The following is a 26,582-nucleotide window of genomic DNA, read 5'->3' on the forward strand; positions in this document are numbered from 1 at the left end:
AACGCGGTCGGCATCGCCCCGTGCCGCAACCGGTCGGTGTCATCGATGCTGTCGGCTCCGGCGCACATCGCCGCCACCAGCGACATCACCTTCGCGGCCGGGGCGGCGCCGGCGCTGTTGCGCGCACCGCCGATGCGCAGCACCTCGGCCGCCAGCTCGGGCAACCCCGCCCGCTCGGCCAGCCGCACCACCGGCACCAGCCCGGCATCGGCGATCAAGTTCGGCTCGTCGAACGCGGCAGCCACCGCCGATGAGACATGAGAGGATTGCACTTACGGGATGCCTCGTTGCTTCTGCGCTGCTGGACCTTAGACAAGCCCATCATCGCAGGCCACGGGGCATCCCTTTTGTCGTTTCCGCAACCTGAACAGCAATCACCCGGTGGATCGAGGCTTAGGGCTGCCGAGAGCAGCACATCGAACGTCTCCTCGTGGACTGCGACCTCGGCCTCGTCCTCTATGAAGACGCTCCTGTTGAACTGGTCGCTCACCGACACGGTGAGGCGCCCGGGCGGGCGCAGAGCGATGAGAAGGCACGGGGTGATGAGCCAGAGGTACTCACTTGCTGTCCTGGGGAGCACGCGCAAGTCCACATGATCGAGACGCGCTGCCTCGGCCAGTCGCCTAACCTGTGCACGCAGGATTCCGGGATCGCGGCCGATGTGGTTGTGGAGAACTGCCTCCGCGATGATCGGCACGTAGCGAGGTGAATCTGGGCGCCTCAAGACCCGTTGGCGAGATAGCCGGAAATTGACTAGCGCATTGGCGTTGTGCTTTGCGGGGCCGACGGCGATAAGTCTACGGGTGTAGTCAGGAGTCTGGAGGAGTCCGGGGACGACGCAGGGCTCGAAGTTGCGGATCACAGCGGCGTCCTCTTCCAGACTCGCCAGGTCGAGGGCATTGGCGGAGATACGTCCTTCCCATGCTCGTTCCCACTTCCCGGGCTTGTGGGTGGCGAGGTGGAGGAGGGACTCGCGGAGGGGGCCGTCCTCGATGTCGTAGAAGTCGAGGAGGTCGGCGAGTTCGTCGGGGGAGACGACCTGGAGGCCGTTCTCGACCATGCTCATCCAGCCCTGGGAGCGGCCGAAGCGGCGGGCGGCGGTGGCGACGGTCAGGTTGTGCTGGTCGCGGGCTTTGCGGAGCGCCGAGCCGATCCGGCGCTGGCGGACGGTGGGGGCGGTACCGGAAGGCATTCCTCCAGAGTGTCACTGAGCGTGGTCGCCCGTACACGGAATCGCGGCGGATTGAACGTTCAGTCGGGAAACGTTCAGGGCGGGCGACACGAGCGGTTCGGGCGGCGAATGTGGCGGGCGGTTCCGAATCGAAGGGAGGCGCGGAATGGAAGCGCCCGGGAGGACGGGGACACCGGTGGTCCGGCGCGGTGTGTCGTGGACGGCGCGGTGATGAGCGGCGGGGTGGTCCTGCTCGGCACGCTCACGCTGCCGGGTGTCGGGCGGTCGGTGGGGTTGGCGCGGCGGTTCCTGCGCGACCTGCTGCCTCCGGGGCATCCCGCGCTGGACGATCTGGTGACGGTCGGGAGCGAGACCGTCTGCAACGCCATAACCCACACGGCCTCGGGTAAGGGCGGATGGGTGACGGTCAGCCTGTTCGGCGGCGGGGACTTCTACCTGCTGGAGGTCGCCGATGATGGCGCGGGCGGCGGGCGGCCGCGGGTCAAGGGGGAGACGGGCGCCGAGGGCGGGCGCGGGCTCAGGATCGTGGCCGGCCTGGCGGAAGCCTGGGGGTTCCGGGCGGACGGCGACCGCACCATCGTGTGGGCGCGGTTCCCGTCGCCGTGCGGAATCTTGTCCGCAAACACCGACAGGGGGTTGTCGCGAGGCCCCGGGAAGCTCGTTCCAGCGTTCGAAGGAGGAGATCGATGAGCGTTCCCGCTTACAACACCGTCACGTGGTTCCAGGTCGGCACCGACGCGCCGGAGGAGGCCCGCCGCTTCTACGGCGACATGTTCGGCTGGCAGTTCACGCTCGACCCCGACGCCGACGGCTACGACCTGGTCAGGTACCCGGGGTCCGACGTGCCGAGCGGCGGCATCTCGCACGAGCCGGACGCCTCCCGCAACCACGCGATGTTCCTGGTCATGGTGGAGGACGTCGAGGCGGCCTGCGAGCGGACGGTGAAGTGCGGCGGCAAGGTCGCCATGCCCGCGCTGACCACGGTCAGCGGCCTGACGTTCGCCTACCTGGAGGACCCGTCCGGCAACACGTTCGGGGTCTTCAAGCCCCCGGCCCGCTGATGCGAAAGGGCCCCGAGGCGAACCTCGGGGCCCCTGTCCGGTCATTGCGGCCTACACCTCCGCAATCACCGCTTTCAGGCGTCGATCACGCGTCTCCGCCGGTGTTGCTCTCGGCGCTTCCCACGCCGCCTGCGAAGACGTCGCTGACCTCCGCGTTCAGGCGGTAGCGGTCGATCGCAAGGGGGAGGGTCTCCGGTTTGATGTCGCCGTGCCGGGCCAGCCTCGTGAGGACCGCGAGGACGATCGACGCGGCGTCCACGTGGAAGAAGCGGCGGGCGGCGGCGCGGGTGTCGGAGAAGCCGAACCCGTCGGTGCCGAGGGACGTGAAGTCGCCGTGCACCCACGGGGCGATCTGGTCGGGTACGGCGCGCGTGTAGTCCGATACGGCGACGATCGGCCCGGCGACGTTGTCGAGGGTCCGGGTGACGTACGGGACGCGCTGCTCGGCCTCGGGGTTGAGCAGGTTCCATTCGTCGCAGTCGCGGGCCTCGCGGGCCAGTTCGTTCCACGAGGTGGCCGACCAGACGTCCGCGGCGACGCCCCAGTCCTCGGCGAGGAGGCGCTGCGCCTCCAGGGCCCAGCGGCCGCCGACGCCGGACGCGAGGATCTGCGCGCGCGGCGCCTCGCCGGTGCCCGCCTCGGCGGCGCGGTAGCGGTACAGGCCCTTGAGCAGGCCGTCGACGTCGAGGTCCTCCGGTTCGGCGGGCTGCTGGTAGGGCTCGTTGTAGACGGTGAGGTAGTAGAAGATGTCCTCGCCGTTCGGGTGCTCCTCGGACGAGCCGTACATGCGGCGCAGGGCGTCCCGGACGATGTGGCCGAGTTCGAAGCCCCAGGTCGGGTCGTAGTGGACGCAGGCCGGGTTCGACGCCGCGAGCAGCGGTGAGTGGCCGTCGGCGTGCTGGAGGCCCTCGCCGGTGAGCGTGGTGCGGCCGGCGGTGGCGCCGAGCAGGAAGCCGCGGCCCATCTGGTCGCCGAGCGCCCACATCTGGTCGCCGGTCCGCTGGAACCCGAACATCGAGTAGAAGATGTAGACCGGGATCATGTGCTCGCCGTGCGTGGCGTAGGCGGTGCCCGCGGCGATCGTGGACGCCATCGACCCGGCCTCGCTGATGCCCTCGTGCAGCATCTGGCCGCTTTCGGCCTCCTTGTAGGAGAGGAGGAGCTTGCGGTCGACGGCCTCGTAGGTCTGCCCGTGCGGCGAGTAGATCTTGGACGTGGGGAACAGCGAGTCCATGCCGAAGGTGCGGTACTCGTCCGGGGCGATCGGGACGAACCTGGCGCCGATGTTCTCGTCCTTGATCAGGTCCTTGAGCAGCCGGACGAACGCCATGGTGGTGGCGACGTTCTGCTTGCCGGAGCCCTTCTTCATCTCGGCGTAGACGGGGTCGCCGGGCAGCTTCAGCGGCTTGGCGCGCACGACGCGCCTCGGCAGGAACCCGCCGAGGGCGGCGCGCCGCTCGCGCATGTACTGGATCTCGTCGGAGTCCTCGCCCGGGTGGTAGTAGGGCGGCAGCGGCTGCTCCAGCGCCGAGTCGGGGATGTCCAGGTAGAGCCGGTCCCGGAACTCCTTCAGCTCGGCCTTGGTGAGCTTCTTCATCTGGTGGGTGGCGTTGCGGGCCTCGAAGTCGGAGCCGAGCGTCCAGCCCTTGATCGTGTGCGCGAGGATCACGGTCGGCTGGCCGACGTGCTCGCGGGCCGCCTTGAACGCCGCGTACACCTTGCGGTAGTCGTGCCCGCCGCGCGACAGCTTGCGCAGCTCGTCGTCCGACAGGTGCTGGACGATCTTGCGCAGCCGCGGGTCGGCGCCGAAGAACTTCTCCCGGATGTAGGCGCCGGACTCGACGCTGAACGTCTGGAACTGGCCGTCGGGCGTGGTGTTCATCTGGTTGACCAGCACGCCGTCGACGTCCTGGGCGAGCAGCGGGTCCCAGTCGCGGCCCCAGATGACCTTGATGACGTTCCAGCCGGCGCCGCGGAAGAACGACTCCAGCTCCTGGATGATCTTGCCGTTGCCGCGCACCGGGCCGTCCAGCTGCTGCAGGTTGCAGTTGACGACGAAGGTGAGGTTGTCGAGCTCCTCGCGGGCGGCGAGGCCGATGGCGCCGAGCGACTCGGGCTCGCCCATCTCGCCGTCGCCGAGGAACGCCCACACGTGCGAGCGGGACGTGTCCTTGATCTTGCGGTTGTAGAGGTAGCGGTTGAACCGCGCCTGGTAGACCGAGTCGATCGCGGTCAGGCCCATGGACACCGTGGGGAACTCCCAGAAGTCCGGCATGAGCCGCGGGTGCGGGTAGGACGACAGGCCGCCGCCCGGGTGCGAGTGCTCCTGCCGGAACCCGTCGAGCTTCGCCTCGGGCAGGCGCCCCTCGAGGAAGGCGCGGGCGTAGATGCCGGGGGCCGCGTGGCCCTGGATGAACACCTGGTCGCCGGACTCGCCGTGGTCCTTGCCGCGGAAGAAGTGGTTGAAGCCGACCTCGTAGAGGGAGGCGGCGGAGGCGTAGGTGGCGATGTGCCCGCCCACGCCGAGTTCGGGGCGGTTGGCGCGCGAGACCATGATCGCGGCGTTCCACCGGATGTAGGCGCGGATGCGCCGTTCCACGTGCTCGTCGCCGGGGAACCAGGGTTCGTGCTCCGGCGGGATGGTGTTGATGAAGTCGGTGCTGCGCAGGCCGGGCACGCCGACCTGGAGCTCGCGGGCCCGCTCCAGGAGCCGGAGCATGACGTACCGCGCCCTGCCGCGGCCCTCGGTCTTGATGACCGTGTCCAGCGACTCCAGCCACTCCCGGGTCTCGTCCGGGTTGATGTCGGGCAGCTGGCTCGGCAGACCGTCGCTGATGATGGAGAAGCGTTGACGTCCGGAAGCCACGGGGTCCCCTTTGTCCTTACCGTCGTTGCTGGTGAGACCCGTGGCCGCCGCTCGGGAGGCCACCGGTCCCCGGCAGACTGTCGGTCGCTCGTCTGGTGATCCCCATCGTCGCCGTTCAGGACGGCTAACGCATCTCTACCGACCGGTAACCATTCGTGCCGGTCAGCGGCCTGCCGGGCGGCCGATGGCGGCCCGATTTTGCTTGATTTGCCGTGGCGAGACGCGGGAATCGGGGTGAGGCGGGGAACAACGCCTTCAGGTGCCCGCCACAGGCGCGGGACGGCCTGCCCCGGCGGCGGGCGAACGAGCTTGGGGGAGAGCGATGTACGCACAGATCGGAGACCGGCTGCACGTCCACGGCAACGCCGTCGGGCACGCCGACCGGATCGGCGAGATCGTCGAGGTGCGCGGCCCGGACGGCGGCCCGCCGTACATGGTCCGCTTCCCGGACGGCCGCGAGTGCCTGGTGTACCCGGGGCCGGACGCCGTCATCGAGCGGCGCGAAGAGGTGGTCCACTAGCGGCCCGTCCGGTGGCGGCCCGTCCGCTCGCGGCGAGCCCCGTGCCGCCCCGGATGCGTCCGGGCCTGCGGATCGGGTAGACACGGGACCATGGAGAGCACCGTGGTCCGGGTGGCCACCGGTACGAGCGAGACCGTGCACGACATCACGGCCGAGTGCGAGCGGTTCGCCGCGGCCGCGGGCGGAGACGGGCTGCTGCACGTCTTCGTCCCGCACGCGACCGCGGGCGTGGCGATCCTGGAACTGGGCGCGGGCAGCGACGACGACCTGCTGGCGGCCCTGCGCGACCTGCTGCCGGCGGACGACCGCTGGCGGCACGCGCACGGCTCGCGGGGCCACGGGCGGTCGCACGTCATGCCCGCCCTCATCCCGCCGTACGCGACCCTGCCGGTCGTGGGCGGACGGCTCGCGCTCGGGACGTGGCAGTCGGTGGCCCTCGTCGACCTCAACGTGGACAACCCCGACCGCCAGGTCCGCTTGTCCTTCCTCAAGGGATGAGCCTTCCCGAGAGGATGCGCCTTCTTGAGGGGATGAGCCTTCCTGAGGGATGGGAAGGTCGCCGGGAAACGGGGAATCGGGCCATGAGGCGACCAAAAGCCCGGAAGACACTTGCGCTGGAGGCCCTCACTTGTGTGGACTGTCCCGCAAACACCGCACAGGTGCGGGCGGGCCACCCGTGACGGGGGGCCGGAGACGACAGTGCACGGCACCGTGCGGACTGACGACAATGGGAGGACTTTCGTGAGCGCGACCGCGGGTCAGGCGCAGTCTGAGCGCAGCCTGGCCGAACGGCTCGGCCTGAAGGCGGGCCAGGTGGTGCAGGAGATCGGCTTCGACGACGACGTGGACGAGGAGCTTCGTCGCTCCGTCGAAGAACTCACGGGGAACGAACTGGTCGACGAGGACTACGACGACGTGGTCGACATCGTGCTGCTGTGGTGGCGCGAGGACGACGGCGACCTGTTCGAGGGCCTGACCGACGCGATGGTCCCGCTCACCAGCGGCGGCAACATCTGGCTGCTGACGCCCAAGGCGGGCAGGGACGGCCACGTGGAGCCGAGCGACATCGGCGAGGCCGCGCAGACGGCCGGGCTCTCGCAGACCAGCAGCATCAGCGCCGCCAAGGAGTGGTCAGGCACGCGGCTGGTCGCGCCCAAGGTCCGCAAGTAGGCCGGGGGCGGTAGGACTTGGCGGTCAACGCGGGCGCGGACGGCGTCCAGGCGGGCGCTGTGGAGGTGGGCGCCGAGGCGCCCGACTTCGAGCTCGCCGACCAGCACGGCACCCCGGTGCGGCTGTCGGATTTCCGCGGCGAGAAGAACGTCGTCCTGGTGTTCTATCCGCTGGCCTTCAGCGGCGTGTGCACGGGCGAGCTGACCCGGCTGAGGGACGAGTTCAAGGACGCGGGCGACGGGGACGGCGGGAGCGGCGCCCAGTTGCTGGCCGTCTCGGTCGACTCGATGTTCGCCCTGCGGGCCTGGTCGGACCAGGAGGGCTTCTGGTTCCCGCTGCTGTCGGACTTCTGGCCGCACGGCGGCACGGCGCGGCGCTACGGCGTCTTCGACGAGGCCAAGGGCCTGGCGCTGCGCGGCACCTTCATCATCGACACCGAGGGCGTGGTCCGGTGGCGGGTCGTGAACGCGATCCCGGACGCGCGCGACATCGACGAGTACCGCGAGGCGCTCGCCGGGCTCTGAGCAGACGGACCGGTCCCGGCCCGGCCGAGCGGGCCTGGCCGGAACCGGTCCCGGCACCTCTGGAGGTGTGATGCCCTGCTACCGCTGCGGGGCGCGGCAGACCGACCCCGTGCGCGGCGCGAGCCCGTGGAAGCGGGGCGTCAGGGCCGAGCGCCAGGTGCTGGTCTGCCCCGGCTGCCAGGCCGGCCGCGACTGGGCGGGCGACCTGGACCGATGCTCGGCGTGCGGGTCGGCGGCCCTGGTGTGCCGGCTCGGCGAGATCGAGTGCCGCGACTGCGGGCACACCCGTCCCGCCGTCCGCGACGAGCCCGGGGACGCCGGGCTGGTGCGCTCGGGGGCCGACCTCGCGGGCGGTTCCGGCGCGCCGGGCGGAGGCGAGGGCGTGCCGGACGGCGGTGTATCGGACGGCGGACTGTCGGAGGAGGTCGCGGCGGCCCTGTCGCGCGTCCTGAAGCGCGGCCCGGTCAGCTGACCGCCCGGTCATCTCTGACCCGAGAACACTGGATCAAGAACGACGAGTGCCGGGAGGGCACCAGGCGCGCCCGCTCGGGCGCCCTCCCGGCGGCCGCCTGCGCGCGGCCCGGGGCACAGGTCCGAAGCCCCGGGGCCTCCCCGCGCGCACGCGGAGTCTCGCTCGCCGTCCGCCGCCGCGCCACCCTATGCCGTCCGTACGACGGCGCGGCGCGGCGCCGCGCGGCGCCGCGCGGCCGCACGCTATGCGGCCTGGCGGTGGTCGGCGTCGAGCAGGTGGTAGAGCAGCAGCAGCTGGGTGATCGCGAGCGGGTCGCTGGTCCCGGCGTCGCCGAGGCGGCCGAGCGCGTCCGGGTCGGGGAGCGCGGCGCCGGCGCGCGGCCCGAGGCGCTCCCAGATGGCCTTCTTGACGACCTGCGACTCCTCCGGCGAGACGTAGCCGTGGACGTGCAGCGCGTCGACCGGGCGGCCGTCGGTGTCGCGGTGCAGCCGCAGGTGCAGGGCGGTCTCGGTGTCGCCGGCGCCGCCGTCCAGGACGTCGGCCAGCTCGGGGTGGTCGATCGTCGGGCGCAGCAGCAGCTCGGCGGACAGCGGCGTGCCGGGCGGGTCGAGGCGCCCGGCCACGGGCGCGAACCGGACGACGATGTCGGCGTGCTTGCGCTGCGGCCGGATGTAGGCGGCGCTCTCCGGCTCGCGGCGGGCGAGCTCCGCCCTCACCTGCTCGGGGCTGTAGCCGCGCTTCTCGCAGTCGCGGCGGACCTTCCAGGAGTGGCGCAGCGGCTCGGGCGGGTCGAGGTAGACGGTGATGTCGAAGCAGGCGCGCGCCATCCGGGTGTGCAGCGGCAGCAGGCCCTCGACGATCACGAAGTCGCGGGGCTCGACCAGTTCCGGCCGGACGAGCTCGCCCGTGGCGTGGTCGTAGACCGGCTTGAGGATCGGCTCGCCCATCGACAGCAGCTGGAGGTGCTGCTCCATGATGTCGATGTGGTTGCAGTCGGGGTGCAGCGCCGTGAACGGCTTGCCGGCCCGCTCGGCGCGGTCGTAGCGGTGGTAGTCGTCCACGCAGACCGCGGTCATCCGGTCGGCCCCGAGACACTGCACAAGCCCCCTGGTCAGCGTCGTCTTGCCGGCGGCGCTGTCGCCCGCGATCGCGAGCATGACGGGGCGGCGGCCCGCTCCGCGCGCCCGGAGCATATGCACGATCCGATGGGGCACCTGGCTCCTCCGTCCTGCGGAATTCAGTTTTCGTCACAGGAGATTACGGGTCGGCGGGGCGCGGCGCGTCCCCCAATCAGGTGAGGCCGGGGGTGAAACGCCGGAGGGGGCCTCCGCAGCGGGCCCCACGAGGGCTACTGGGGAGTAGCTTCCGGTTGTTATCGTGCCGGGATGGGTGTCCCCGTACGCGTCGTCCTGGTGGACGACCACGAGATGATCCTCGCCGGGCTGCAGGCCATGCTGGCCGGTTTCTCCGGACGGGTGCGCGTCGTCGGGCAGGCGGGGACGGGGGACGAGGCGACCCGGCTGGTGACCGCGCTGCGCCCGGACGTCGTCCTGCTGGACGTGCGGCTCGGGCCGGAGAGCGGCCTGGACCTGTGCCGGCTGATCACCGGCCGCGTCCCGGAGGCGCGGGTGGTGTTCCTGTCGGTCTACGACGACGAGCAGTACGTCTTCGAGGCGCTGCGCGCGGGGGCCGGCGGCTACCTCCTCAAGCGGGTGGACGGCCCTGAGCTCGTCCGGCGGCTGGAGGAGGTCGCGCGGGGCGAGACGGTCGTCGACCCGACGCTCGCCGGGCGGATGGCGGTCACCGCCGCGCGGCTGACCCGCGGCGAGTTCTGGCCGGGCGCCAACCGCGGCCTCACCCAGCGCGAGAGCGAGGTGCTGTCGCTGCTGGTCGGCGGCCTGTCGAACAAGGCGATCGCGGCGCGGCTGGTGCTCAGCGAGGAGACCGTGAAGAGCCACCTGCGCGCCCTCTACCGCAAGCTGGAGGTGGCCGACCGGTCGGCGGCGATCGCGGTCGCGCTGCGCGAGGGCCTGTTCCGGTGACGTCGCCGCTGGAGCTGCTCGCCGGGCGCGGCGCCGACCTGCTCGTCCGCGTCGTCGCCGCGGCCTGCTCCGACCGCGAGCTGCCCCAGATGGCCGACGAGCTGGCCTGCCTGGTGGTGCGGTCGGCGCGCGCGCTGACGTTCTGCGACGTCTACGTCCTGGACGAGGAGGGCCGCGCCCTCGAATGGTCCGGCCAACCCGTCCCGCTGGGGGAGGGCGACGCGGGCTGGGTCGCCGCCCACGGCCGGACGCGCCCGCACGCCGACGGGCGCGGCGCCGCGATCCCGGTGCCGGGCGGCGACGGCGGCGTGATCGCGGTCGTGGACGTCCGGTCCGCCGGGCCCGTGCCGCCCGAGGACCTCGCGCTCGCCACCGCGCTCGCCGGGCTGTTCGCGCCGGTCCTGTCGTCGTGCCGCCGGCTGCGCAGCGCCCGCGAGCGCGAGCGCGCGGCGGAGCGGTTCGCCGAGCGGGCCGTCGAGGCGCAGGAGGCGGAGCGGTCCCGGCTCAGCCGGGAGATCCACGACGGCCTCGCGCAGCGCCTCGCCAGCCTCGGGTTCCACCTGTCGGCCGCCGAGCGGGCGCTGCCCGAGCACCATCCGGAGGGGCTGGCGCAGATCATGATGGCGCGGCGGCTGTGCGAGCTGGCCGCCGCCGAGACCCGCGCGGCGATCGGCGGGCTGCGCCCGCCCGTGCTGGACGACCTCGGCCTGTCGGCGGCGCTCGCCACCCTCGCCCGGGAGGCCGGCGACGGCCCCGGCCCGTCCCGGCCGCTCGACGTCACGGTGACGGTCGAGGGCGAGCTGGAGGACGAGCTGCCCGACCACGTGCAGACCGCGCTCTACCGGATCGCGCAGGAGGCCGTCGGGAACGTCCTGCGGCACGCGTCCGCGACCTGCGTCGACCTGCTGCTGGAGCACTCGGCCGACCGCGTCCGGCTGCGGGTCGCCGACGACGGGACGGGCTTCTCCGTGCGGGACGTGTTCGGGCAGGGCCCCGGCAAGGGGATGCGCCCGGACTGCTACGGGCTGCGCGGCATGCGCGAGCGCGCCGAGCTGCTCGGCGGGCGGGTCGCGGTGCGGAGCAGGCCGGGCGCCGGGACGGTCGTCGAGGCCGTCGTCCCGATCCCCGGCCGCGGCGTCAGCGCTCCTCGGGTGCCCGGCGCTCCTCCGGCACCCGGCGCTCCTCCAGAACCCGGAAGGTGATGCCGGCCGCGACGAGCCGGTCGATCAGCGCGTCCCCCATCGCCGCAGCCGTGGTGACCTGCCCGGACGTCGCGGGCAGGTCGTCGTGCGCCAGGCACAGCGCCGACTCGGCGAGCATCTTGGCCGTCTCGCCGTAGCCGGGGTCGCCGCCCGCGACCTCCGTGACCACGCGCCTGCCGCCGCCCTCGCCGGCGAACTTCACGCTGAACCAGTTGCGGGCGCGGCGCTGCGGCGACGGCCCCTCGCCCGGCGTCGCGAAGCGCAGCAGCGCCCGCCGGACCGGGGGGACCGAGGCCGCCGCGGCCAGGCCGCCGAAGCCGGCCGCGATCCCCGCGGCGGTCGCGAGCCGCCGGACCGCGAGGTAGTGGCCGTAGGAGAAGTTGGGACCGTAGCGGTCGAGGGCCGCCGCCGACCGGGTGACGATCTGCGGGTCGATGGTGGGCAGCGGCAGCGTCCAGCCGTCCCCGACGCGGGACTTCGGCACGGGGGAGCGCGAGATCCGCACCCGGCGCCCGGCGGGCGGCTCCTCCACCCGGCGGCGCTCGCGCTCGGCGCGCAGCATCCCGGCCGTGTCGCCGAAGATGCCGACCGCCGAGTGCACGGTGCCGCCGGACGCCGCCCCCTGCACCCGCAGGAACCCCTCGACGTGCAGCGGGACGCCCTCGGGGAGGTGCTTGACCGTGAAGTAGGCGCCGAGGTCGTGCGGGATCGAGTCGAACCCGCAGGCGTGGACGAGGCGCGCCCCGCTGTCCACCGCCTCCCGGTGGTACTTGACGTACATGCGGTCGACGAACGTGGGCTCGCCGGTGAGGTCGACGTAGTCGGTTCCGGCGCGCGCGCACGCCGCTACCAGGGGCTCGCCGTGCTTGACGTAGGGGCCGACCGTGGTGATGACGACCCGTGCCGCGGCCGCGATGGCCTCGATCGAGGCGGCGTCGGCGGTGTCGGCGTGCAGCAGCTCCAGCTCGGCGCACGCCGGGTCGATCTTCGTCAGCCGGTCGCGGACCGCCTCCAGCTTGCCCCGGTTCCGTCCGGCGAGGGCCCAGCGCGTTCCAGGCCGGGCGGTCGCGGCCAGGTACTCGGCGGTCAGCCCGCCGGTGAAGCCGGTGGCGCCGAACAGCACGATGTCGTACGGGCGCGCGGAGCCGTTCGGGCGAGCGTCGGCTGGGCTGTCGGCGGTCATGGTGGCCCCTCTCATGTTGCCGAATCCGATTCTGTCCTGTCGGGTGGCTCCCGTGTGGCGCGGACGGCCATTGTGAGCGACCGCACTCCCCTAGGGTTGCTCCGGTGACCCGGATGGTGGTGCGGTGACCGCGCTCGCCGCGGCGATGGACGTCGTCGCCGCGGGCTTCCTGGCGTCCTTCGTCTACATGCTGACGCATGCCGGCGCGGCCCCGGGCAACGAGGGCGGCCGGCCGGTCGCGATGGTGCTGCTCGCGATCAGCCTGTCCCTGCTGTCGGTGCCGCTGTGGGCGCTGCCCTAGCCGTTCACCTGGCGCCGGCCGTTCCGGCCGTTCCGGCGGGGCCGGCGGGCGTCCAGCCGGGGGCGTCCAGCAGGTGCCGGACGAACAGCATCGTCGTCGGGGTGGGCACCGCGCCCGCGACCGCGTGCCAGGGCCGGTCGAGCGGCATCCCCGGCGCGCCGACCACCGCGAGGCGGCCCGCGTCCAGATCGGCGCCGATCGCGTCCCGCGACACCAGCGCCACGCCCAGCCCGGCCGCCGCGCCCGCGATGACCGCGCCGTTCGAGCCGAGCACCAGCCGGGGCGGCGCCACCTCCCGCTCGGCCAGGTACGCCTCCGCGGTCGCCCGCGTGCCCGAGCCGGGCTCCCGCATCACCCAGGGCGTCCGGGCCAGGGCGAACCCGGCGGCGACGTCCGGAGCGCCCACCACGACCAGCTCGTTCGGGCGCGTGGCCAGCACCGTCGCCGCCACGTCGGCCGGCGGGCGGCCCGCCAGCACCAGATCGGCCTCGTGCGCGGCGAGGCTGCTCCACACCTGGCGGCGCGACCCCACCTCCAGCGCCAGCTCCACGTCCGGCCAGCGCGCCCGGAACGCGGCGAGCAGCTCGGGCAGCAGCTCGTCGGCGGCCGTCGTCACCGCCGCGAGCCGCAGCGGCCCCCGCCCCGGATCGGCCGCGCCGCGCGCCGCCGCCCGGCCCTCCTCCAGCAGCCCGAGCACCTGCCGCGCGTACCCGGCGTAGACGGCGCCGGCCGGCGTCAGCCGCACGCCCCGGCCCTCCCGCCGCACCAGCGGCACGCCGAGGTCGCGGGTCAGCGCGGCGACCGCCGCCGACACCGCCGACTCGGTCACGTACAGCCGCCGCGCCGCCGCCCGCACCGACCCGGTGTCGGCGAGAGCGACGAGGCTCCGCAGCCGCGCCTCCGTCACGTCCGGCCTCCTCACTCGGGGATGCGGGGGACCGTCCCCCCTTGGAAGTGTTCGTTCAAGCGAATGCTTGATGGTCACCGTAGAACACTTGATGGACATCGCAAGTGTCGGGCGGCCAAGCTGCGAAGCGTCACGGTTCCACGTGAACCGGGACGCGGCGCACCGCCCCGAGTCCCCTGGACATGCCGTCCTTCACCGGGGCGGGCGCCGCGTCCCGGCCGAGCGTCCAGCGGAGGAGAGCGGCGGATGAGCGCGGGCAGATGGTCGGCGGGCGTGATCCCCTACGCCGAGATGGGCTACTGGCGTCCGGACTATGAGCCGAAGGACAGCGACATCCTCGCCGCCTTCCGGATCACGCCGCAGCCGGGCGTGCCGCCGGAGGAGGCGGGTGCGGCCGTCGCGGGCGAGTCGTCCACCGCGACCTGGACCGTCGTGTGGACGGACCGGCTCACGTCCTTCGAGAACTACCAGGGCAAGTGCTACAAGGTGGAGCCGGTCCCCGGGCAGGAGAACCAGTTCATCGCCTACATCGCCTACGACCTCGACCTGTTCGAGGAGGGGTCGATCGCGAACCTGACGTCGTCCATCATCGGGAACGTCTTCGGGTTCAAGGCGCTGAAGGCCCTCCGGCTGGAGGACATGCGGATCCCGTCCCACTACGTCAAGACGTTCCAGGGCCCGGCGCACGGCATCGTCATGGAGCGCGAGTACCTCGGCAAGTTCGGCCGCCCGCTGCTCGGCGCGACCGTCAAGCCCAAGCTCGGCCTGTCGGCGCGCAACTACGGGCGCGTGGTCTACGAGGCCCTGCGCGGCGGCCTCGACTTCACCAAGGACGACGAGAACATCAACTCCCAGCCGTTCATGCGCTGGCGCGACCGCTTCCTCTACTGCATGGAGGGCGTCAACCGGGCCCAGGCCGCCACGGGCGAGGTCAAGGGCCACTACCTCAACGTCACCGCCGCCACGATGGAGGACATGTACGAGCGCGCCGAGTTCGCCAAGGAACTCGGCAGCGTCGTCGTGATGATCGACCTGACCATCGGCTACACGGCCATCCAGTCGATGGCCAAGTGGGCGCGCAGGAACGGCGTCCTGCTGCACCTGCACCGCGCGGGGCACTCCACCTACACGCGGCAGAAGACGCACGGCGTGAACTTCCGCGTCATCGCCAAATGGATGCGGCTGGCGGGCGTCGACCACATCCACGCCGGGACGGTCGTCGGAAAGCTGGAGGGCGACCCGAACAGCGTCCGCGGCTACTACGACACGCTCCGCCTGGACAAGGTCGAGGCCGACCCCGTGAAGGGCCTGTACTTCGACCAGGAGTGGGCGTCGATGCCGGGCACGATGCCCGTCGCGTCCGGCGGCATCCACGCCGGGCAGATGCACCAGCTCCTGCACTACCTCGGCGAGGACACCATCCTCCAGTTCGGCGGCGGGACGATCGGCCACCCGATGGGCATCGCCGCCGGCGCCACCGCCAACCGCGTCGCGCTCGAAGCGATGATCAAGGCGCGCAACGAGGGCCGCGACTACCTCGCCGAGGGCCCCGACATCCTGCGCGCCGCCGCCAAGCGCAGCCGCGAACTCGACATCGCCCTGTCCACCTGGGGCGACATCACCTTCACCTACGAGTCCACCGACACGCCCGACGTCGTCGAGACCCCTGTGAGCATCTGATGCGGATCACCCAAGGCGCCTTCTCGTACCTGCCCGACCTCACCGACGCCGAGATCGCTGCCCAGGTCGCCTACGCCCTCGGCCAGGGCTGGCCCTGCTCGGTCGAGTTCACCGACGACCCGCACCCGCGCAACTCCTACTGGGAGATGTGGGGCCTGCCGATGTTCGACCTCACCGACCCCGCGGGCGTCCTGTACGAGGTCAACGAATGCCGCAAGGCGTACCCGGACCACTACATCAGGCTGAACGCCTACGACGCCCGCTACGGGCGGCAGACCACCGCGCTGTCGTTCATCGTCCAGCGGCCCGCCGACGAGCCCGGCTTCCGGCTGGACCGGACCGAGACGTCCGACCGGCGCGTCCGGTACGGCCTGCACCCCTACGCCCTCGACCGGCCCGAGGGCGTCCGCTACGGAGCCGGGCGTTGAGCGGACGCCCCGGCTTCGGGATGCGCCACAACGGCTCCCCGGTGGACCCCTCCCGCGCTCCCGCCACCGGGGAGCCGTCTCCCCTCCCCGCGCCCGAGCCGCTTCCGCCGGACGCACGCGTCGACCTCGCGAAGGAGCGCGCCGACGCGGGGATCGACGCCGTCCTGGCCGCCCTCGACACCGAACTCGTCGGCCTCGCCCCGGTCAAGACCCGCATCCGGGAGATCGCGGCGCTGCTGCTCGTCGACCGCGTCCGGGCCCGGTTCGGTATCGACTCCGGCCGCCCCAACCTGCACATGTGCTTCACCGGCAGCCCCGGGACCGGCAAGACGTCCGTCGCCGTCCGGCTCGCGGAACTGCTGCACCGCCTCGGGTACGTCCGCCGCGGCCACCTCGTCTCCGTCACCCGGGACGACCTCGTCGGCCAGTACGTCGGGCACACCGCGCCCAAGACCAAGGAGGTCCTGAAACGGGCGATGGGCGGCGTGCTGTTCATCGACGAGGCGTACTACCTGTACCGGGCGGAGAACGAGCGCGACTACGGGCAGGAGGCCATCGAGATCCTCCTCCAGGTCATGGAGAACCAGCGGGACGACCTCGTCGTCGTGCTCGCCGGCTACAAGGACCGCATGGACTCCTTCTTCGCGTCCAACCCCGGCATGAGCTCCCGCATCGCCCACCACATCGACTTCCCCGACTACGACCTGGCCGAACTGGAGGCCATCGCCCGCCTGATGACCGAGCGGGAGGGCTACGCGCTCGCCCCCGAGGCCGAGCCCGTCCTGCGCGAGTACCTGTCCCGGCGCCGCGAGCAGCCGCGGTTCGCCAACGCCCGGTCCGTGCGGAACGCCATCGAGCGGGCCCGCCTCCGGCACGCCGGCCGCCTCCTCGCGCGGGGCGGCGACATCGGCCGCGACGACCTCACCACCCTCCTCCCGGAAGACTTCCGAGCCAGCCGCGTGTTTCGGTGACCCGTGTCACGTCCGAACCGGGGATGAGCCTCCGCATGTCCTAATGTTGGCCCTAAGACATGTAGAGGTGGGGGAGAAGTTGCGTAACCCAGAGGATCTGTACGAGCTCGACGCCGACCTGCCGGAGATGACGGGTCCGGTGCTGCTGCACAGCCTCGACGGCTTCGTGGACGCCGGGTCCACCGGGCAGCTCGTGCGCGAGCACCTCCTGGAATCCCTCGAGCACCGCGTGATCGCCCGCTTCGACGTCGACTCGCTGATCGACTACCGGGCCCGCCGGCCGCCGATGACGTTCGACCGGGACCACTGGGCCTCCTACGACGCCCCGGAGCTGGTCGTCCGGCTGCTGCACGACGAGGCCGGCAGCCCCTTCCTGCTGCTGTCCGGGCCGGAGCCCGACCGGCTGTGGGAGGGCTTCACCTCGGCCGTCCTGCACCTGGTGAAGAAGCTCGGCGTCGGCCTCGTCGTCGGCTTCCACGGCATCCCGATGGGCGTCCCGCACACCCGCCCGGTCGGCACCACCGCGCACGCCACCCGTCCCGAGCTGGTCACCCGCAACTCCTGGTTCGACAAGGTCCAGGTGCCCGGCAGCGCCGCCGGCCTGCTGGAGCTGCGGCTCGGCGAGGCCGGCCACGACGCCGTCGGGTTCGCCGTGCACGTCCCGCACTACCTGGCCCAGTCCGCCTACCCCGCCGCCGCCGTCGCCGCGCTGGAGGCGATCGTGTCCGTCACCGGCCTGGTCCTGCCCGCCGACCGGCTCCGCGACGCGGCCGCCGCGACCGACGCCGACATCGCCGAGCAGGTCGACGGCAACGACGAGGTCGAGAAGGTCGTCCGGGCCCTGGAGCAGCAGTACGACGCGTTCGCCGGCGCCGCCGAGCGCGACAGCCTCCTCGCCGAGTCGCAGGACATGCCGACCGCCGACGAGCTCGGCGCCCAGTTCGAGCGGTTCCTCGCCGAGCAGGACGGGCCCGACTCCGCGGGCTAGACATGCCGCCGGCTGGACATGCCGCCGGCTGGACATGCCACCGGCCGGACATGCCGCCGGCCGGACATATCCCGTCCGCCGCTGGGTAGGCGAGCGCCCGAGAGGGGAGGTTCGCTCATGGCCCAGAAGGTGAACGAGGTGATGACGCCGGTGCCGGTGGCGGTGCCCCCGGACACGTCCCTGACCGAGGTCGGGGACCTCATGCGCCAGCACGGGATCGGCGACGTCCTCGTCGTCCACGAGGGGCGGCTGCGCGGCCTGGTCACCGACCGCGACATCGTGATCCGCGCCGTCGCCGCGCAGCGCGACATGTCCGGCACGAGCGTCGCCGACATCTGCAGCACCAACCTGATCACGGTCGCGCCCGGCGAGGACGCCGACGAGGCCGTGCGGCTGATGCGCGAGCACGCCGTCCGGCGGATCCCCGTCGTGGACGGCGACCGGCCGATCGGCATGGTGTCCATCGGGGACCTCGCCGTCCAGCGGGACGAGCGCTCGGCCCTCGCCGACATCAGCGCGGAACCGCCCAACACGTGATCACGCTGAAGCTCCGGGACGCCGAACTCGACGGCGACCTGGCGATCCCGGAGGGCGCGACCGGCGTCGTCCTGTTCGCGCACGGCAGCGGCAGCTCCCGGCTCAGCCCCCGCAACCGCGCCGTCGCCGAGGGCCTCAACGCCGCGGGTCTCGGCACCCTCCTGATCGACCTGCTCACCCGGCACGAGGACGAGGTCGACCGCGTCACCGCCGCGCTCCGCTTCGACATCGAGCTGCTCACCCTGCGCCTCATCGGCGCGATCGACCGGCTCGCCGAGGGCCTGGAAGCGGCCCCGCACACCGCCGGCCTCCCCATCGGCCTGTTCGGCGCCAGCACCGGCGCCGCCGCCGCGCTCGCCGCCGCGGCGGCCCGCCCCGAGATCCGCGCGGTCGTCTCCCGGGGCGGCCGCCCCGACCTCGCCGGCCCGTCGCTGCCCCGCGTCCGGGCGCCCGTCCTGCTGATCGTCGGCGGCCGGGACCCGGAGGTCCTGAAGCTGAACGAGCAGGCGCACGAAAGGCTCGAACACTCCGAAATCCACATCGTCTCCGGCGCGACCCACCTCTTCGAGGAGCCCGGAGCCCTGGAAGAGGTGACCACCCAGGCCGCTGACTGGTTCAATCGACACCTGTGATGCGCGATGTCATCGTGGTCGGAGCGGGCCCCGCCGGGACCTCCGCCGCCTACCACCTCGCCAAGGCCGGCCTGGACGTCCTGATCCTGGAGAAGTCGTCCTTCCCGCGCGAGAAGGTCTGCGGCGACGGCCTCACGCCCCGCGCCGTCGACGAACTCCGCGCCCTGGGCCTCGACCTCTCCTCCTGGTACCGCACCGAGGGCGTCCGCCTCATCGCCTCGGGCCGCACCCTGGAGATCCCCTGGCCGTCCGGCCACGGCCTCACCCGCACCCGCACCGACCTGGACGAACTCCTGGCCCGCAACGCCGTGGCCGCGGGCGCGACCCTTGAGGAGAACACCAAGGTCACGGCCCCTCTTGAGGGCAAAGGCCGCGTGACCGGCGTCCGCACCTCCACGGGGGACCACGAAGCCCGCCTGGTGATCGCCGCGGACGGCGCCTCGTCCCGCCTCTCCGTAGCGGTGGGCCTGCACCCCCGCCGCGACCGCCCCATAGGCATCGCGGGCCGCCGCTACTACCGCAGCCCCCGCCACGACGACGCCCACCTGGAAATCTGGCTGGACCTGGCCCCCGCGGGCTACGGCTGGGTCTTCGGCATGGGCGACGGCACCTGCAACGTAGGAGTGGCCCTCCTGCGCAGCGAACACCCCGACTACCACCGCCTGCTGACCCGCTGGCTGGACCGCCTACCCGCCGCCTGGGGCTTCACCGACACCAACGCCACAGGCCCCCTGCGCGGCGCGGCCCTACCCATGGGCTACAGCCGCCGCCCCCACTACCTCCCCGGCCTCCTCCTGGCCGGCGACTCCGGCGGCATGGTCAACCCGTTCAGCGGCGAAGGCATCGCCTACTCCCTGGAGGCGGGCCGCATAGCCGCCGAGACCATCATCAAGGCCCAGCGCGCCCCCTCCCCGGACGAGATCCTCCAGACCTACCCGTCCGCCATCCGCGCCGCCAACGGCCGCCCCTTCACCCTGGCCCGAGCCTTCACCCGCGCCCTCGACAACCCCCACCTCATGCGCCTGGCGACCCGCCACGGCCTCACCCGCCCCACCGTCATGCGCCTGGCCCTGACCCTCGCGGGCGGCATGCCCCCCGCCTCCCCGCGAACCGCCACAGACCACCTGGCCGCGGCCCTGACCCGCCTCACCCCGCCCTCCTGACCTCCGATACCGTTTCGCGATTCCCCCCACGAACCGGGTACGCTTTCCCGGCAACCCGGGCGCGTAGCTCAGGGGTAGAGCACTCGCCTTACAAGCGAGGAGTCGGCGGTTCGAAACCGTCCGCGCCCACCAGCGAAAAGACCCTGTTCCCGATCATGGGAACAGGGTCTTCGTGCCATTAGCGTGCCATTAGCCGACGAGCGCGAGCCCCTAACCGCCCCGTCGTCCGGCGTCGAGGTCACAGTGCGGCGGTGCTCGGGCCGCCGGGAGTACCGTTGCGGCATGGATGCGGTGACGTTCTTGGAGGAGCTCCTGGGCCAGGGCGTCAACGCTCTCCTTCGAGTCGACGCCGAGCGCGGCACTCGTCCATGGACCTTTCACGCCAGCGGCGGTCCACTCGCTGACGGGTATGTGCGAGTAGACGCCAACAGCGCCGAGGAATGCCTGCACCGCGCTCGCAAAGCCCTGCGGAAGGCCGGTCTCGCGATGGACGACACCGTTTGAGCTGCCTACTACGCCTCCGCGGTGTCCCCGTCTGCGACGACCGTCGAATGTCGTAGGCGGTTCGTAGGGTCGCGGTGCGCGGTCGTTCGCGGGTTACGGCCGACTCGCGTGTCTTCGGTATGCCCTCGGTTTTATGAGGGGCCGTAGGTGGCGGCGATTGTTTCGGAGCTCGGCCAGCGGCTGTAGGTGGGGGACTGCGGCCAGCCCTCGGGGACGTCCTGCCATTCCTCCTGGCGCCCGTACGGGAGGATGTCGAGCAGGGCGAAGGTGTGGGTCAGTTGCTCCGTGCCTCGGCCGTTGGTGTGCCAGGTGCGGTAGACGGTGTCGCCGTCCCGTAGGAAGACGTTGACGGCGAAGCCGCCTCCAGGGGGCGCGCCCACGTCGCTGCCGAACGCGCTGTTCGCGGTGGAGTACCAGGTCATCTTGTTCCCGGTCCGCTCCTTGTAGGCGAGGGCGTCCTCGATGGGGCCCTGGGTGACGATGACGAAGCGGGCGTCGTAGGCGTCCAGGAACTCCAGGCGGGTGAACTGCGAGGTGAAGCCGGTGCAGCCCGAGCACTGCCAGGTCTCGCCGGGGAACCACATGTGGTTGTAGACGATCAGCTGGGACTTGCCCTCGAAGACGTCGGCGAGGGTCACCGGGCCCTTCTCGCCTTCCAGGGTGTACTCGGGCATCTCGACCATGGGCATCCGGCGGCGCTGGGCGGCGATCGCGTCGAGTTCGCGGGTCGCGGCCTTCTCGCGGGCGCGCAGGTCGTCCAGGTGGCGTTGCCAGGTCGCGGCGTCGACGACGTGTGGTAGCGCTGCGGCGGTCATGTTCTCCTCCGAGGTTCTCGGCTTGTGGTCTCCAGGGGTGGACCGCGCTCGGCCCCGGAACTCATCGCCGGTACTGTCGGCCAGTGCGGATTGAGCTGACCACGATCGTCGTGGACGACTACGACGAGGCCATCGAGTTCTTCACGCGCGCGCTGGGGTTCGAGCTTGCCGAGGACTCGCCTGCGGTGACCAATGACGGGCGGGCCAAGCGGTGGGTCGTCGTCCGGCCGCCGGGGGCGGAGACCGGGATCCTCTTGGCTCGCGCCGATGGGGAGCGTCAGGTGGGTGTGGTCGGCGAGCAGGTCGGTGGGCGGGTCGGGTTCTTCCTGCGCGTGGACGACTTCGATGCCGCGTACGAGCGCATGAAGGCTGCCGGGGTTGAGTTCGTGGGAGTGCCGCGCGTCGAGGAGTACGGGCGGGTCGTGGTGTTCCTGGATGTGGCCGGGAATCGGTGGGATCTGCTCGGGCCTGCGTGACGTCCCCCGTTCCGTTCGAACGGGGGACGGCCTTGGGGCTATCGGAGGTAGGGGGACGGGTGGTAGCTGGTGAAGGACGGGGCTGATGGGTGAAGGCCCTGTTCCGGGTCAGCGTCGAAGACCGTTTGGGTGGCGGAGGGAAGCTGAGCCGCCGCCTTGTTCAGTGCCGTGGGGCGCGTTGTGGGCCAGTGGCCCGTGTTGATGCGGGTCAGGAGCGTCTTGAGCGTTGTTATCTCTTCGGACGCGGTGAAGGTGCAGTGGTAGCCGCGGTCCACGTAGAGCTGCTTCAGGTTGGCGGGGTTGCCGGCCCGGTGTACCTGGGCGGCGTAGCGGCGCTGGTTCTCCGGCGGGACGCTCCCGTCCTGCGTTGAGTGCAGGGTGACCACTGGCCAGGGCGTCCTGCCGGTGGGGGTGCCGTAGCGGTTCAGGTAGGCGACGGCCTCAGGGTCGGCCTTGATGCGTGGGCCCGCGTTCAGGCGGGCCAGGTCCTTGCTCAGGCTCAGGCCCGCTTCGCGGTACGCCTTCTTGACCAGGGCCTTCTGGGACGAGCGGGCGAAGAGCACGCGGTAGTCGACGCCGGTGTTCCAGGACGGGTTGCTGCCCGCGCGGTTCTCGATGTCCGTGCGGTTCAGGCCCCAGAACGCGCCCCGGTCGTAGGCGGCGTAGAAGTACTGCTGCTGGATCTGGCCCGTGGTCGTCTCCGGTGCGGGCGCCCGGGAGGTGTAGCGGCCGGGGATGTCCGCGAGGGCGGCGGAGAGGGCGAGGCGGGCGCGGCCTTCAGGGGTGTTCAGTGCTGAGGTCAAGGCGCCCCGGGCGTTGGACGTGTTCGCCTGCGGGTCCTTGATGCGCACCAGGTCCAGGTTCGGCGCTACGAGCCTTTTGAACGCGTAGTTCGCGTCCAGGGCGCTGTTGAAGTGGCCCGTGGTGCCGCCGACCACGCCGCAGAGAGACGCGACGCCGGTGAAGCGGCCGGGGTTGCGTTCCGCCAGGAGGACCGAGGTCAGGCCGCCCGCGGACGCGCCTGCGGAGATGGTGCGTTCAGGTTTGGCCACGTTTCGGGTGAACCAGTTGAGGAGGGCGATCTGGTCCTTCAGGCCGGATTCGACCACGCCCCAGCCCTGTGCCGTCCGGTACTGGGAGGCGGCCAGCGCGTAGCCGTGGTCGAGCAGCCACTGCTCCGTGGCCGGGTGATTGGTGAGCGCGATCTCCGACGGGGGCGGGAACTCCAGGCTGTACGCGCCGTGGCTCCACAGCAGCAGCGTTCCGTTCCAGCGGCTCGGGACCTCGACGCGGTAGGGGACGCCGCCGATCTCGCCGTGCCGGACGCCGGCGTGCGCCGGCGGCGCGGCGGTGACCAGGGCGGCCAGGAGCAGGAAGGGGGCGGTGCGGCGGAACGCGCGGAGTCCGTTCATGGGCGCACCTTCCCCGGGGCGCCGACCTGGACGCAATGATTTCGGAAATGACTAAAATGTCGCATGCTGCGGCTGTGGCTCGACTACGACGATCTCACCCGGGTCCGCGTGACTCCGGGCCTTTCGCCGGTCGCCCAGACCGTTCTCAGCGCCCAGGCCCCGCGCTCGCGGCGGCGCCCGGGGCTCACCGGCCCGTCGCGGCTGCTGCTCGACCTGGTGCCGCCCGGACGCTGGGTCCCCGACTTCCTGACGCCCTACACCGATGTGCCGGGGCTCGAAGCGGAGCTCGACGCCGTCGCCTCGACGCCCGTCCGGCGGATCCGCGCCGAGCTGGAGCGGTCGTGCGGGCCGCGTCCGGCGCCGTGGCCGCGCCGGCTCGCCGCGGGGGACCGCGAGGCGATGGGGACGCTGGTCCGCGGGCTGCGCGACCTGCACCGGGTCGCGCTGGCGGACCGGTGGGCCGACCTGGGCGCGCACCTGCGCGCGGAGGCGGCGGGGTTCGCCCGGACGATGGCGCGGGACGGGGTCGGCGGCCTGCTGGGGAGCCTGCACCACGGGGTCCGCTGGACGCCGCCGGTACTGGAGATCGAGACGCTGCGCGACGGGGACGTGCACCTGCGGGGGCGGGGGCTGCTGCTCGTCCCCTCGCCGTTCGTCACGGGACCGCGCGTCCTGGTCGGCGGTAACGGTCCGGCGACCGTGGTGGTGCCCGCGGCGCCGCCGGCCGGCGGGGCGGGCTCCGACCCCCTGCCGCTGGTGTTCGGGCGGACGCGCGCGGCGGTGCTCCGGTCGGTCGCGGACGGGGAGGTCACGACGGGGGCGCTGGCCGCCCGGCTCGGGGTCAGCGCGGCGTCGGCGTCCCAGCACGCGACGGCCCTGCGCGGTGCCGGGCTCATCACCAGCGAGCGCCGGGGGAAGACGGTGCACCACGCGCTGACGCCGCTCGGCGAGCGGGTCCTGCGGGGCGGCTCGCCCTGGCCGACCGGACGGTGATCGTCCGGGAACCCGGAGAAGACCCCGGGCGGGGACGGGGTCTTCTCCGGACCGATGGTCAGGTCAGCAGAGGCCCCGCGGGTTCGAGGTGCGGCACTTGTTGCGCTTGAAGCGGTTGGTCTTGCTGCCGCTCCGGTCGACCAGGTCGTACGGCCGGTTGCCGAAGGCGGTGTTCGCCTCGACCAGGTTGAACCGGGCGGGACGGGCGGAGCCGTTCTGCGGGGCCACGCCCGGGAACAGGACGATGCCGCCGGAGTAGGGCAGCCGGCCCCGGTTGTCCTTCACGGTGTTCTTGGCGATCGAGTTGTGCTCGCCGCCGAAGAGCAGGACCCCGGTACCGCCGAACGGCGGGACGGAGCCGTGCGCGGCGCACGACCGGTTGTTCTCGACGACCTTGTTGTCCCAGACCTTGTTGTGGCCCTGCCCGCCCTTCTGGCCGTCGTCGACCAGCGCGACGCCGACGCAGTTGCGGCTGACCTCGTTGTCGCGGACCGTGACGTGGTGGGCGTGCCGGACGAGCACGCCGAGGGTGTTGCCGGACGTGTGGTTGTTCGCGACCTGGGTGCCGCGCGCGTTGGCGATGTCGCCGACGTACAGGCCGGCGTCCGCCTCGTTGTCGAGGGTCCAGTTCCAGACGAACTGGCCGCGAGTGGAGCGGAACTGCGCGATGCCGTACTCGCCGTTGTTCTTGGCGAGGACGGCCAGCACCGTCATGCGGTCGGTGTACATGCCGTGGACGCCGTTGGCCTTGAAGCCGCGGACGGTCAGGTTGCGGATCGTCGCGCCGGTGACCGGGTGCTTGGCGCGGCCGATCACGCAGATCCCCATGCCGGGCGCCTTGGCCTTGGCGCAGTTGTCGTGGCGGCCCGGCCGCAGGACGGTCTTGTTCCCCTCCCCGCGGATGGTGAGGCGCTTGCGGACGAGGACGCCGCCCGCGTAGTAGCCCGCCTTGAGCCGGATGGTGTCGCCGGGCCGGGCGCGGTCGACGGCCTTCTGGATCGAGTGGCCGGGCCGCACGACGTGCGTGCGCCCGGCCTTGCCGCCGTCCGCCTGCCCGGCCGCCGCCGGGGCGGCGAGCCCCGCGAGCACGACGGCGGTGCCGACCGAGGCCGCGAATATTTGCCTCATCCCTATTTCTCCCGTTCTGTTTTCCTTGGTAAGGAATGCGTCACGACGCATGCCGGGACGGCATTCCTCGATCATCCTGGAACGGGCGGTGCAATAGGCGGATGGGAAAACGGTAAACAGTCGGCGGGCTTTGCGGCAAACCGCCGGCCGCCGCGAAACGCCGGGAGCGGGTCGCGCGGCGCAAGGGGGCGCGGCGGAGGTGGATGTGACGAAGGTCTCCCCAGGTCACGGTGGTGTGTTACACGCCGTTCACAAACGGGCAACAGGTGCGAAATGCCCGGTTGGCACGTTTCTAGGGCCGAAGCCGTGAGGCCGGGCGAGATGAAGGGACCGATGTTGAGCTACAAGGCCGAGTACATCTGGATCGACGGCACCGAGCCGACCGCGCGGCTGCGGTCGAAGACGAGGATCCTCGCCGACGGCGCCGATCTGCCGGAGTGGGGGTTCGACGGGTCCAGCACCAACCAGGCCCCAGGCGACCGCTCGGACTGCGTGCTGAAGCCGGTCTTCTCCTGTCCCGACCCCATCCGGGGCGGTGACAACGTCCTCGTCCTGTGCGAGGTCTACCTGGTGGACGGGACGCCCCACCCGACCAACACGCGCGCCAAGCTCCGCCCCGTCGCCGAGCAGTACGCGTCGCAGGACTCCTGGTACGGGATCGAGCAGGAGTACACCTTCTTCAAGGACGGCCGCCCGCTGGGCTTCCCCGAGCGCGGCTACCCGGCCCCGCAGGGCTTCTACTACTGCGGTGTGGGCTCCGACGAGGTGTTCGGGCGCGACATCGTCGAGCGGCACCTCGACGCCTGCCTGGACGCCGGCCTGAAGATCTCCGGGATCAACGCCGAGGTCATGCCGGGCCAGTGGGAGTTCCAGATCGGCCCGGCCGGCCCCGTCGAGGTCGGCGACCACATGTGGATCGCCCGGTGGCTGCTGTACCGCATCGCCGAGGAGTTCGACGTCTCCGCGACCCTCGACCCGAAGCCGGTGGAGGGCGACTGGAACGGCGCCGGCGCGCACACGAACTTCTCGACCAAGGCCATGCGCGAGGGCTACGACGCGATCATCACGGCGTGCGAGGCGCTCGCCGAGAAGGCCGACGAGCACGTCGCGAACTACGGCGCCGACATCCAGCGCCGCCTGACCGGGATGCACGAGACGGCCGCCTGGAGCACGTTCAGCTACGGCGTGTCCGACCGCGGCGCGTCGGTGCGCATCCCGTGGCAGGTCGAGGTGGACAAGAAGGGCTACATCGAGGACCGCCGCCCGAACGCCAACGTCGACCCGTACGTGGTGACCCGGCTCATCACCGGCACGTGCTGCGCGGCGCTGGAGAAGGCCGGCCAGGTCTGACGAACGGCCGGACCGCGAGCCGGCGACACGGCGATTCCCCGGGCGCACCGCCCGGGGAATCGCCG

29 protein-coding genes, 1 tRNA gene and 1 pseudogene are annotated in these 26,582 nt (G+C 72.1%); 22 read left to right on the top strand and 9 right to left on the bottom strand.

Annotated elements, in window-relative coordinates; all coding sequences use genetic code 11:
• Together CHF16_RS34525 and CHF16_RS34530 are read right to left on the bottom strand one after the other, a co-directional pair.
• Positions 1-218: pseudogene (locus tag CHF16_RS34525) on the bottom strand (IS1380 family transposase); the annotation flags it as partial.
• Complete coding sequence (locus CHF16_RS34530; protein WP_089330389.1) at positions 215-1,192, bottom strand: helix-turn-helix domain-containing protein; 978 nt, start codon at positions 1,190-1,192, stop codon at positions 215-217. The pseudogene CHF16_RS34525 and the gene CHF16_RS34530, both read right to left, overlap by 4 nt.
• Positions 1,193-1,387: 195 nt before the next feature.
• Between CHF16_RS34530 and CHF16_RS34535 the strand changes: the two genes are divergently transcribed.
• Positions 1,388-1,882, top strand: a complete 495-nt coding sequence (locus tag CHF16_RS34535; RefSeq protein WP_089330390.1) for an ATP-binding protein — start codon at positions 1,388-1,390, stop codon at positions 1,880-1,882.
• Positions 1,879-2,253 (top strand): VOC family protein, encoded by a 375-nt coding sequence (locus tag CHF16_RS34540; protein ID WP_089330391.1) that lies wholly within the window; start codon positions 1,879-1,881, stop codon positions 2,251-2,253. The genes CHF16_RS34535 and CHF16_RS34540 overlap by 4 nt, the downstream gene beginning before the upstream one ends.
• An 85-nt stretch (positions 2,254-2,338) precedes the next feature.
• Here CHF16_RS34540 and aceE read toward each other — a convergent pair whose 3' ends face one another.
• Entirely contained in the window at positions 2,339-5,119 is a 2,781-nt protein-coding gene (gene aceE, locus CHF16_RS34545) for a pyruvate dehydrogenase (acetyl-transferring), homodimeric type (protein WP_089330392.1), read from the bottom strand.
• 322 nt (positions 5,120-5,441) lie between these two features.
• Here aceE and CHF16_RS34550 point away from each other — a divergent pair, with 322 nt between their 5' ends.
• From CHF16_RS34550 to CHF16_RS34570, 5 genes are all read left to right on the top strand, one after another.
• Complete coding sequence (locus tag CHF16_RS34550; RefSeq protein WP_089330393.1) at positions 5,442-5,639, top strand: DUF1918 domain-containing protein; 198 nt, start codon at positions 5,442-5,444, stop codon at positions 5,637-5,639.
• Positions 5,640-5,729: 90 nt separating this feature from the next.
• Positions 5,730-6,137 carry a YjbQ family protein gene (locus CHF16_RS34555; protein ID WP_089330394.1) on the top strand — a complete coding sequence of 136 codons (408 nt, stop codon included), beginning with the start codon at positions 5,730-5,732 and terminating at the stop codon, positions 6,135-6,137.
• Positions 6,138-6,380: 243 nt separating this feature from the next.
• Positions 6,381-6,809, top strand: coding sequence for a DUF3052 domain-containing protein (locus CHF16_RS34560; protein ID WP_089330395.1), 429 nt, complete (start codon positions 6,381-6,383; stop codon positions 6,807-6,809).
• A gap of 17 nt (positions 6,810-6,826) precedes the next feature.
• Positions 6,827-7,333, top strand: a complete 507-nt coding sequence (locus CHF16_RS34565; protein ID WP_089330396.1) for a peroxiredoxin — start codon at positions 6,827-6,829, stop codon at positions 7,331-7,333.
• 70 nt (positions 7,334-7,403) lie between these two features.
• Positions 7,404-7,805 (top strand): hypothetical protein, encoded by a 402-nt coding sequence (locus CHF16_RS34570; protein WP_089330397.1) that lies wholly within the window; start codon positions 7,404-7,406, stop codon positions 7,803-7,805.
• A gap of 242 nt (positions 7,806-8,047) precedes the next feature.
• Here the strand turns inward: CHF16_RS34570 and CHF16_RS34575 are convergent, their stop codons facing one another.
• Positions 8,048-8,998: a phosphoribulokinase gene (locus tag CHF16_RS34575; protein ID WP_089330398.1), complete on the bottom strand. Its 951-nt coding sequence runs from the start codon at positions 8,996-8,998 to the stop codon at positions 8,048-8,050.
• A gap of 192 nt (positions 8,999-9,190) precedes the next feature.
• Between CHF16_RS34575 and CHF16_RS34580 the strand changes: the two genes are divergently transcribed.
• A complete protein-coding gene (locus CHF16_RS34580) occupies positions 9,191-9,847 on the top strand; it encodes a response regulator (protein ID WP_089330399.1) in 657 nt (218 codons plus the stop codon).
• On the top strand, positions 9,844-11,049 hold the full coding sequence (locus tag CHF16_RS34585) for a sensor histidine kinase (protein WP_089330400.1): 1,206 nt from the start codon (positions 9,844-9,846) through the stop codon (positions 11,047-11,049). Before CHF16_RS34580 ends, CHF16_RS34585 begins: the two co-directional genes overlap by 4 nt.
• Here the strand turns inward: CHF16_RS34585 and CHF16_RS34590 are convergent.
• Positions 10,985-12,232 carry a saccharopine dehydrogenase family protein gene (locus CHF16_RS34590; RefSeq protein ID WP_089330401.1) on the bottom strand — a complete coding sequence of 416 codons (1,248 nt, stop codon included), beginning with the start codon at positions 12,230-12,232 and terminating at the stop codon, positions 10,985-10,987. The two genes, CHF16_RS34585 and CHF16_RS34590, sit on opposite strands and share 65 nt — an antisense overlap.
• A gap of 124 nt (positions 12,233-12,356) precedes the next feature.
• Between CHF16_RS34590 and CHF16_RS40635 the strand changes: the two genes are divergently transcribed.
• On the top strand, positions 12,357-12,533 hold the full coding sequence (locus CHF16_RS40635; protein WP_179271846.1) for a hypothetical protein: 177 nt from the start codon (positions 12,357-12,359) through the stop codon (positions 12,531-12,533).
• Positions 12,534-12,537: 4 nt separating this feature from the next.
• Here CHF16_RS40635 and CHF16_RS34595 read toward each other — a convergent pair whose 3' ends face one another.
• Positions 12,538-13,440: a LysR substrate-binding domain-containing protein gene (locus CHF16_RS34595; RefSeq protein WP_089330402.1), complete on the bottom strand. Its 903-nt coding sequence runs from the start codon at positions 13,438-13,440 to the stop codon at positions 12,538-12,540.
• Positions 13,441-13,686: 246 nt separating this feature from the next.
• On the opposite strand from CHF16_RS34595, the gene CHF16_RS34600 reads away from it, so the two are divergent.
• The 9 genes from CHF16_RS34600 (at position 13,687) to CHF16_RS34640 (ending at position 20,343) form a co-directional block, all read left to right on the top strand.
• Positions 13,687-15,120: a form I ribulose bisphosphate carboxylase large subunit gene (locus tag CHF16_RS34600; RefSeq protein ID WP_089330403.1), complete on the top strand. Its 1,434-nt coding sequence runs from the start codon at positions 13,687-13,689 to the stop codon at positions 15,118-15,120.
• On the top strand, positions 15,120-15,548 hold the full coding sequence (locus tag CHF16_RS34605; protein WP_089330404.1) for a ribulose bisphosphate carboxylase small subunit: 429 nt from the start codon (positions 15,120-15,122) through the stop codon (positions 15,546-15,548). Before CHF16_RS34600 ends, CHF16_RS34605 begins: the two co-directional genes overlap by 1 nt.
• Positions 15,545-16,519: a CbbX protein gene (cbbX, locus tag CHF16_RS34610; RefSeq protein WP_245869706.1), complete on the top strand. Its 975-nt coding sequence runs from the start codon at positions 15,545-15,547 to the stop codon at positions 16,517-16,519. Before CHF16_RS34605 ends, cbbX begins: the two co-directional genes overlap by 4 nt.
• A gap of 79 nt (positions 16,520-16,598) precedes the next feature.
• A complete protein-coding gene (locus tag CHF16_RS34615) occupies positions 16,599-17,507 on the top strand; it encodes a PAC2 family protein (protein WP_218826983.1) in 909 nt (302 codons plus the stop codon).
• 117 nt (positions 17,508-17,624) lie between these two features.
• Positions 17,625-18,044 (top strand): CBS domain-containing protein, encoded by a 420-nt coding sequence (locus tag CHF16_RS34620; protein ID WP_089330407.1) that lies wholly within the window; start codon positions 17,625-17,627, stop codon positions 18,042-18,044.
• Positions 18,041-18,676, top strand: coding sequence for a dienelactone hydrolase family protein (locus CHF16_RS34625; protein WP_089330408.1), 636 nt, complete (start codon positions 18,041-18,043; stop codon positions 18,674-18,676). The genes CHF16_RS34620 and CHF16_RS34625 overlap by 4 nt, the downstream gene beginning before the upstream one ends.
• Complete coding sequence (locus CHF16_RS34630) at positions 18,676-19,839, top strand: geranylgeranyl reductase family protein (protein ID WP_089330409.1); 1,164 nt, start codon at positions 18,676-18,678, stop codon at positions 19,837-19,839. The genes CHF16_RS34625 and CHF16_RS34630 overlap by 1 nt, the downstream gene beginning before the upstream one ends.
• Before the next feature lie 57 nt (positions 19,840-19,896).
• A tRNA-Val gene (locus tag CHF16_RS34635) sits at positions 19,897-19,971 on the top strand.
• A 150-nt stretch (positions 19,972-20,121) separates the two neighbouring features.
• Positions 20,122-20,343, top strand: a complete 222-nt coding sequence (locus tag CHF16_RS34640) for a hypothetical protein (RefSeq protein WP_089330433.1) — start codon at positions 20,122-20,124, stop codon at positions 20,341-20,343.
• A 131-nt stretch (positions 20,344-20,474) separates the two neighbouring features.
• On the opposite strand, the gene CHF16_RS34645 is transcribed toward CHF16_RS34640, so the two are convergent.
• Positions 20,475-21,158 carry a DUF899 domain-containing protein gene (locus CHF16_RS34645; protein WP_089330410.1) on the bottom strand — a complete coding sequence of 228 codons (684 nt, stop codon included), beginning with the start codon at positions 21,156-21,158 and terminating at the stop codon, positions 20,475-20,477.
• An 83-nt stretch (positions 21,159-21,241) separates the two neighbouring features.
• On the opposite strand from CHF16_RS34645, the gene CHF16_RS34650 reads away from it, so the two are divergent.
• The gene (locus tag CHF16_RS34650; RefSeq protein WP_089330411.1) at positions 21,242-21,634 is read left to right on the top strand and encodes a VOC family protein; all 393 of its coding nucleotides are present in this window, start codon (positions 21,242-21,244) and stop codon (positions 21,632-21,634) included.
• Between the two features lie 38 nt (positions 21,635-21,672).
• Here CHF16_RS34650 and CHF16_RS34655 read toward each other — a convergent pair whose 3' ends face one another.
• Positions 21,673-23,046: an alpha/beta hydrolase family protein gene (locus tag CHF16_RS34655; RefSeq protein ID WP_089330412.1), complete on the bottom strand. Its 1,374-nt coding sequence runs from the start codon at positions 23,044-23,046 to the stop codon at positions 21,673-21,675.
• 63 nt (positions 23,047-23,109) lie between these two features.
• Here CHF16_RS34655 and CHF16_RS34660 point away from each other — a divergent pair, with 63 nt between their 5' ends.
• Positions 23,110-24,039, top strand: coding sequence for an ArsR/SmtB family transcription factor (locus CHF16_RS34660; protein ID WP_089330413.1), 930 nt, complete (start codon positions 23,110-23,112; stop codon positions 24,037-24,039).
• Between the two features lie 63 nt (positions 24,040-24,102).
• Here the strand turns inward: CHF16_RS34660 and CHF16_RS34665 are convergent, their stop codons facing one another.
• The gene (locus CHF16_RS34665) at positions 24,103-25,167 is read right to left on the bottom strand and encodes a right-handed parallel beta-helix repeat-containing protein (RefSeq protein ID WP_143228230.1); all 1,065 of its coding nucleotides are present in this window, start codon (positions 25,165-25,167) and stop codon (positions 24,103-24,105) included.
• Between the two features lie 333 nt (positions 25,168-25,500).
• On the opposite strand from CHF16_RS34665, the gene glnII reads away from it, so the two are divergent.
• Positions 25,501-26,517 (top strand): glutamine synthetase, encoded by a 1,017-nt coding sequence (glnII, locus tag CHF16_RS34670; RefSeq protein ID WP_245869707.1) that lies wholly within the window; start codon positions 25,501-25,503, stop codon positions 26,515-26,517.
• Positions 26,518-26,582 lie beyond the last annotated feature (65 nt).

It is taken from the genome of Actinomadura meyerae, from assembly GCF_900188445.1.
In the GTDB taxonomy this organism is placed as follows: Bacteria; Actinomycetota; Actinomycetes; order Streptosporangiales; family Streptosporangiaceae; genus Spirillospora; species Spirillospora meyerae.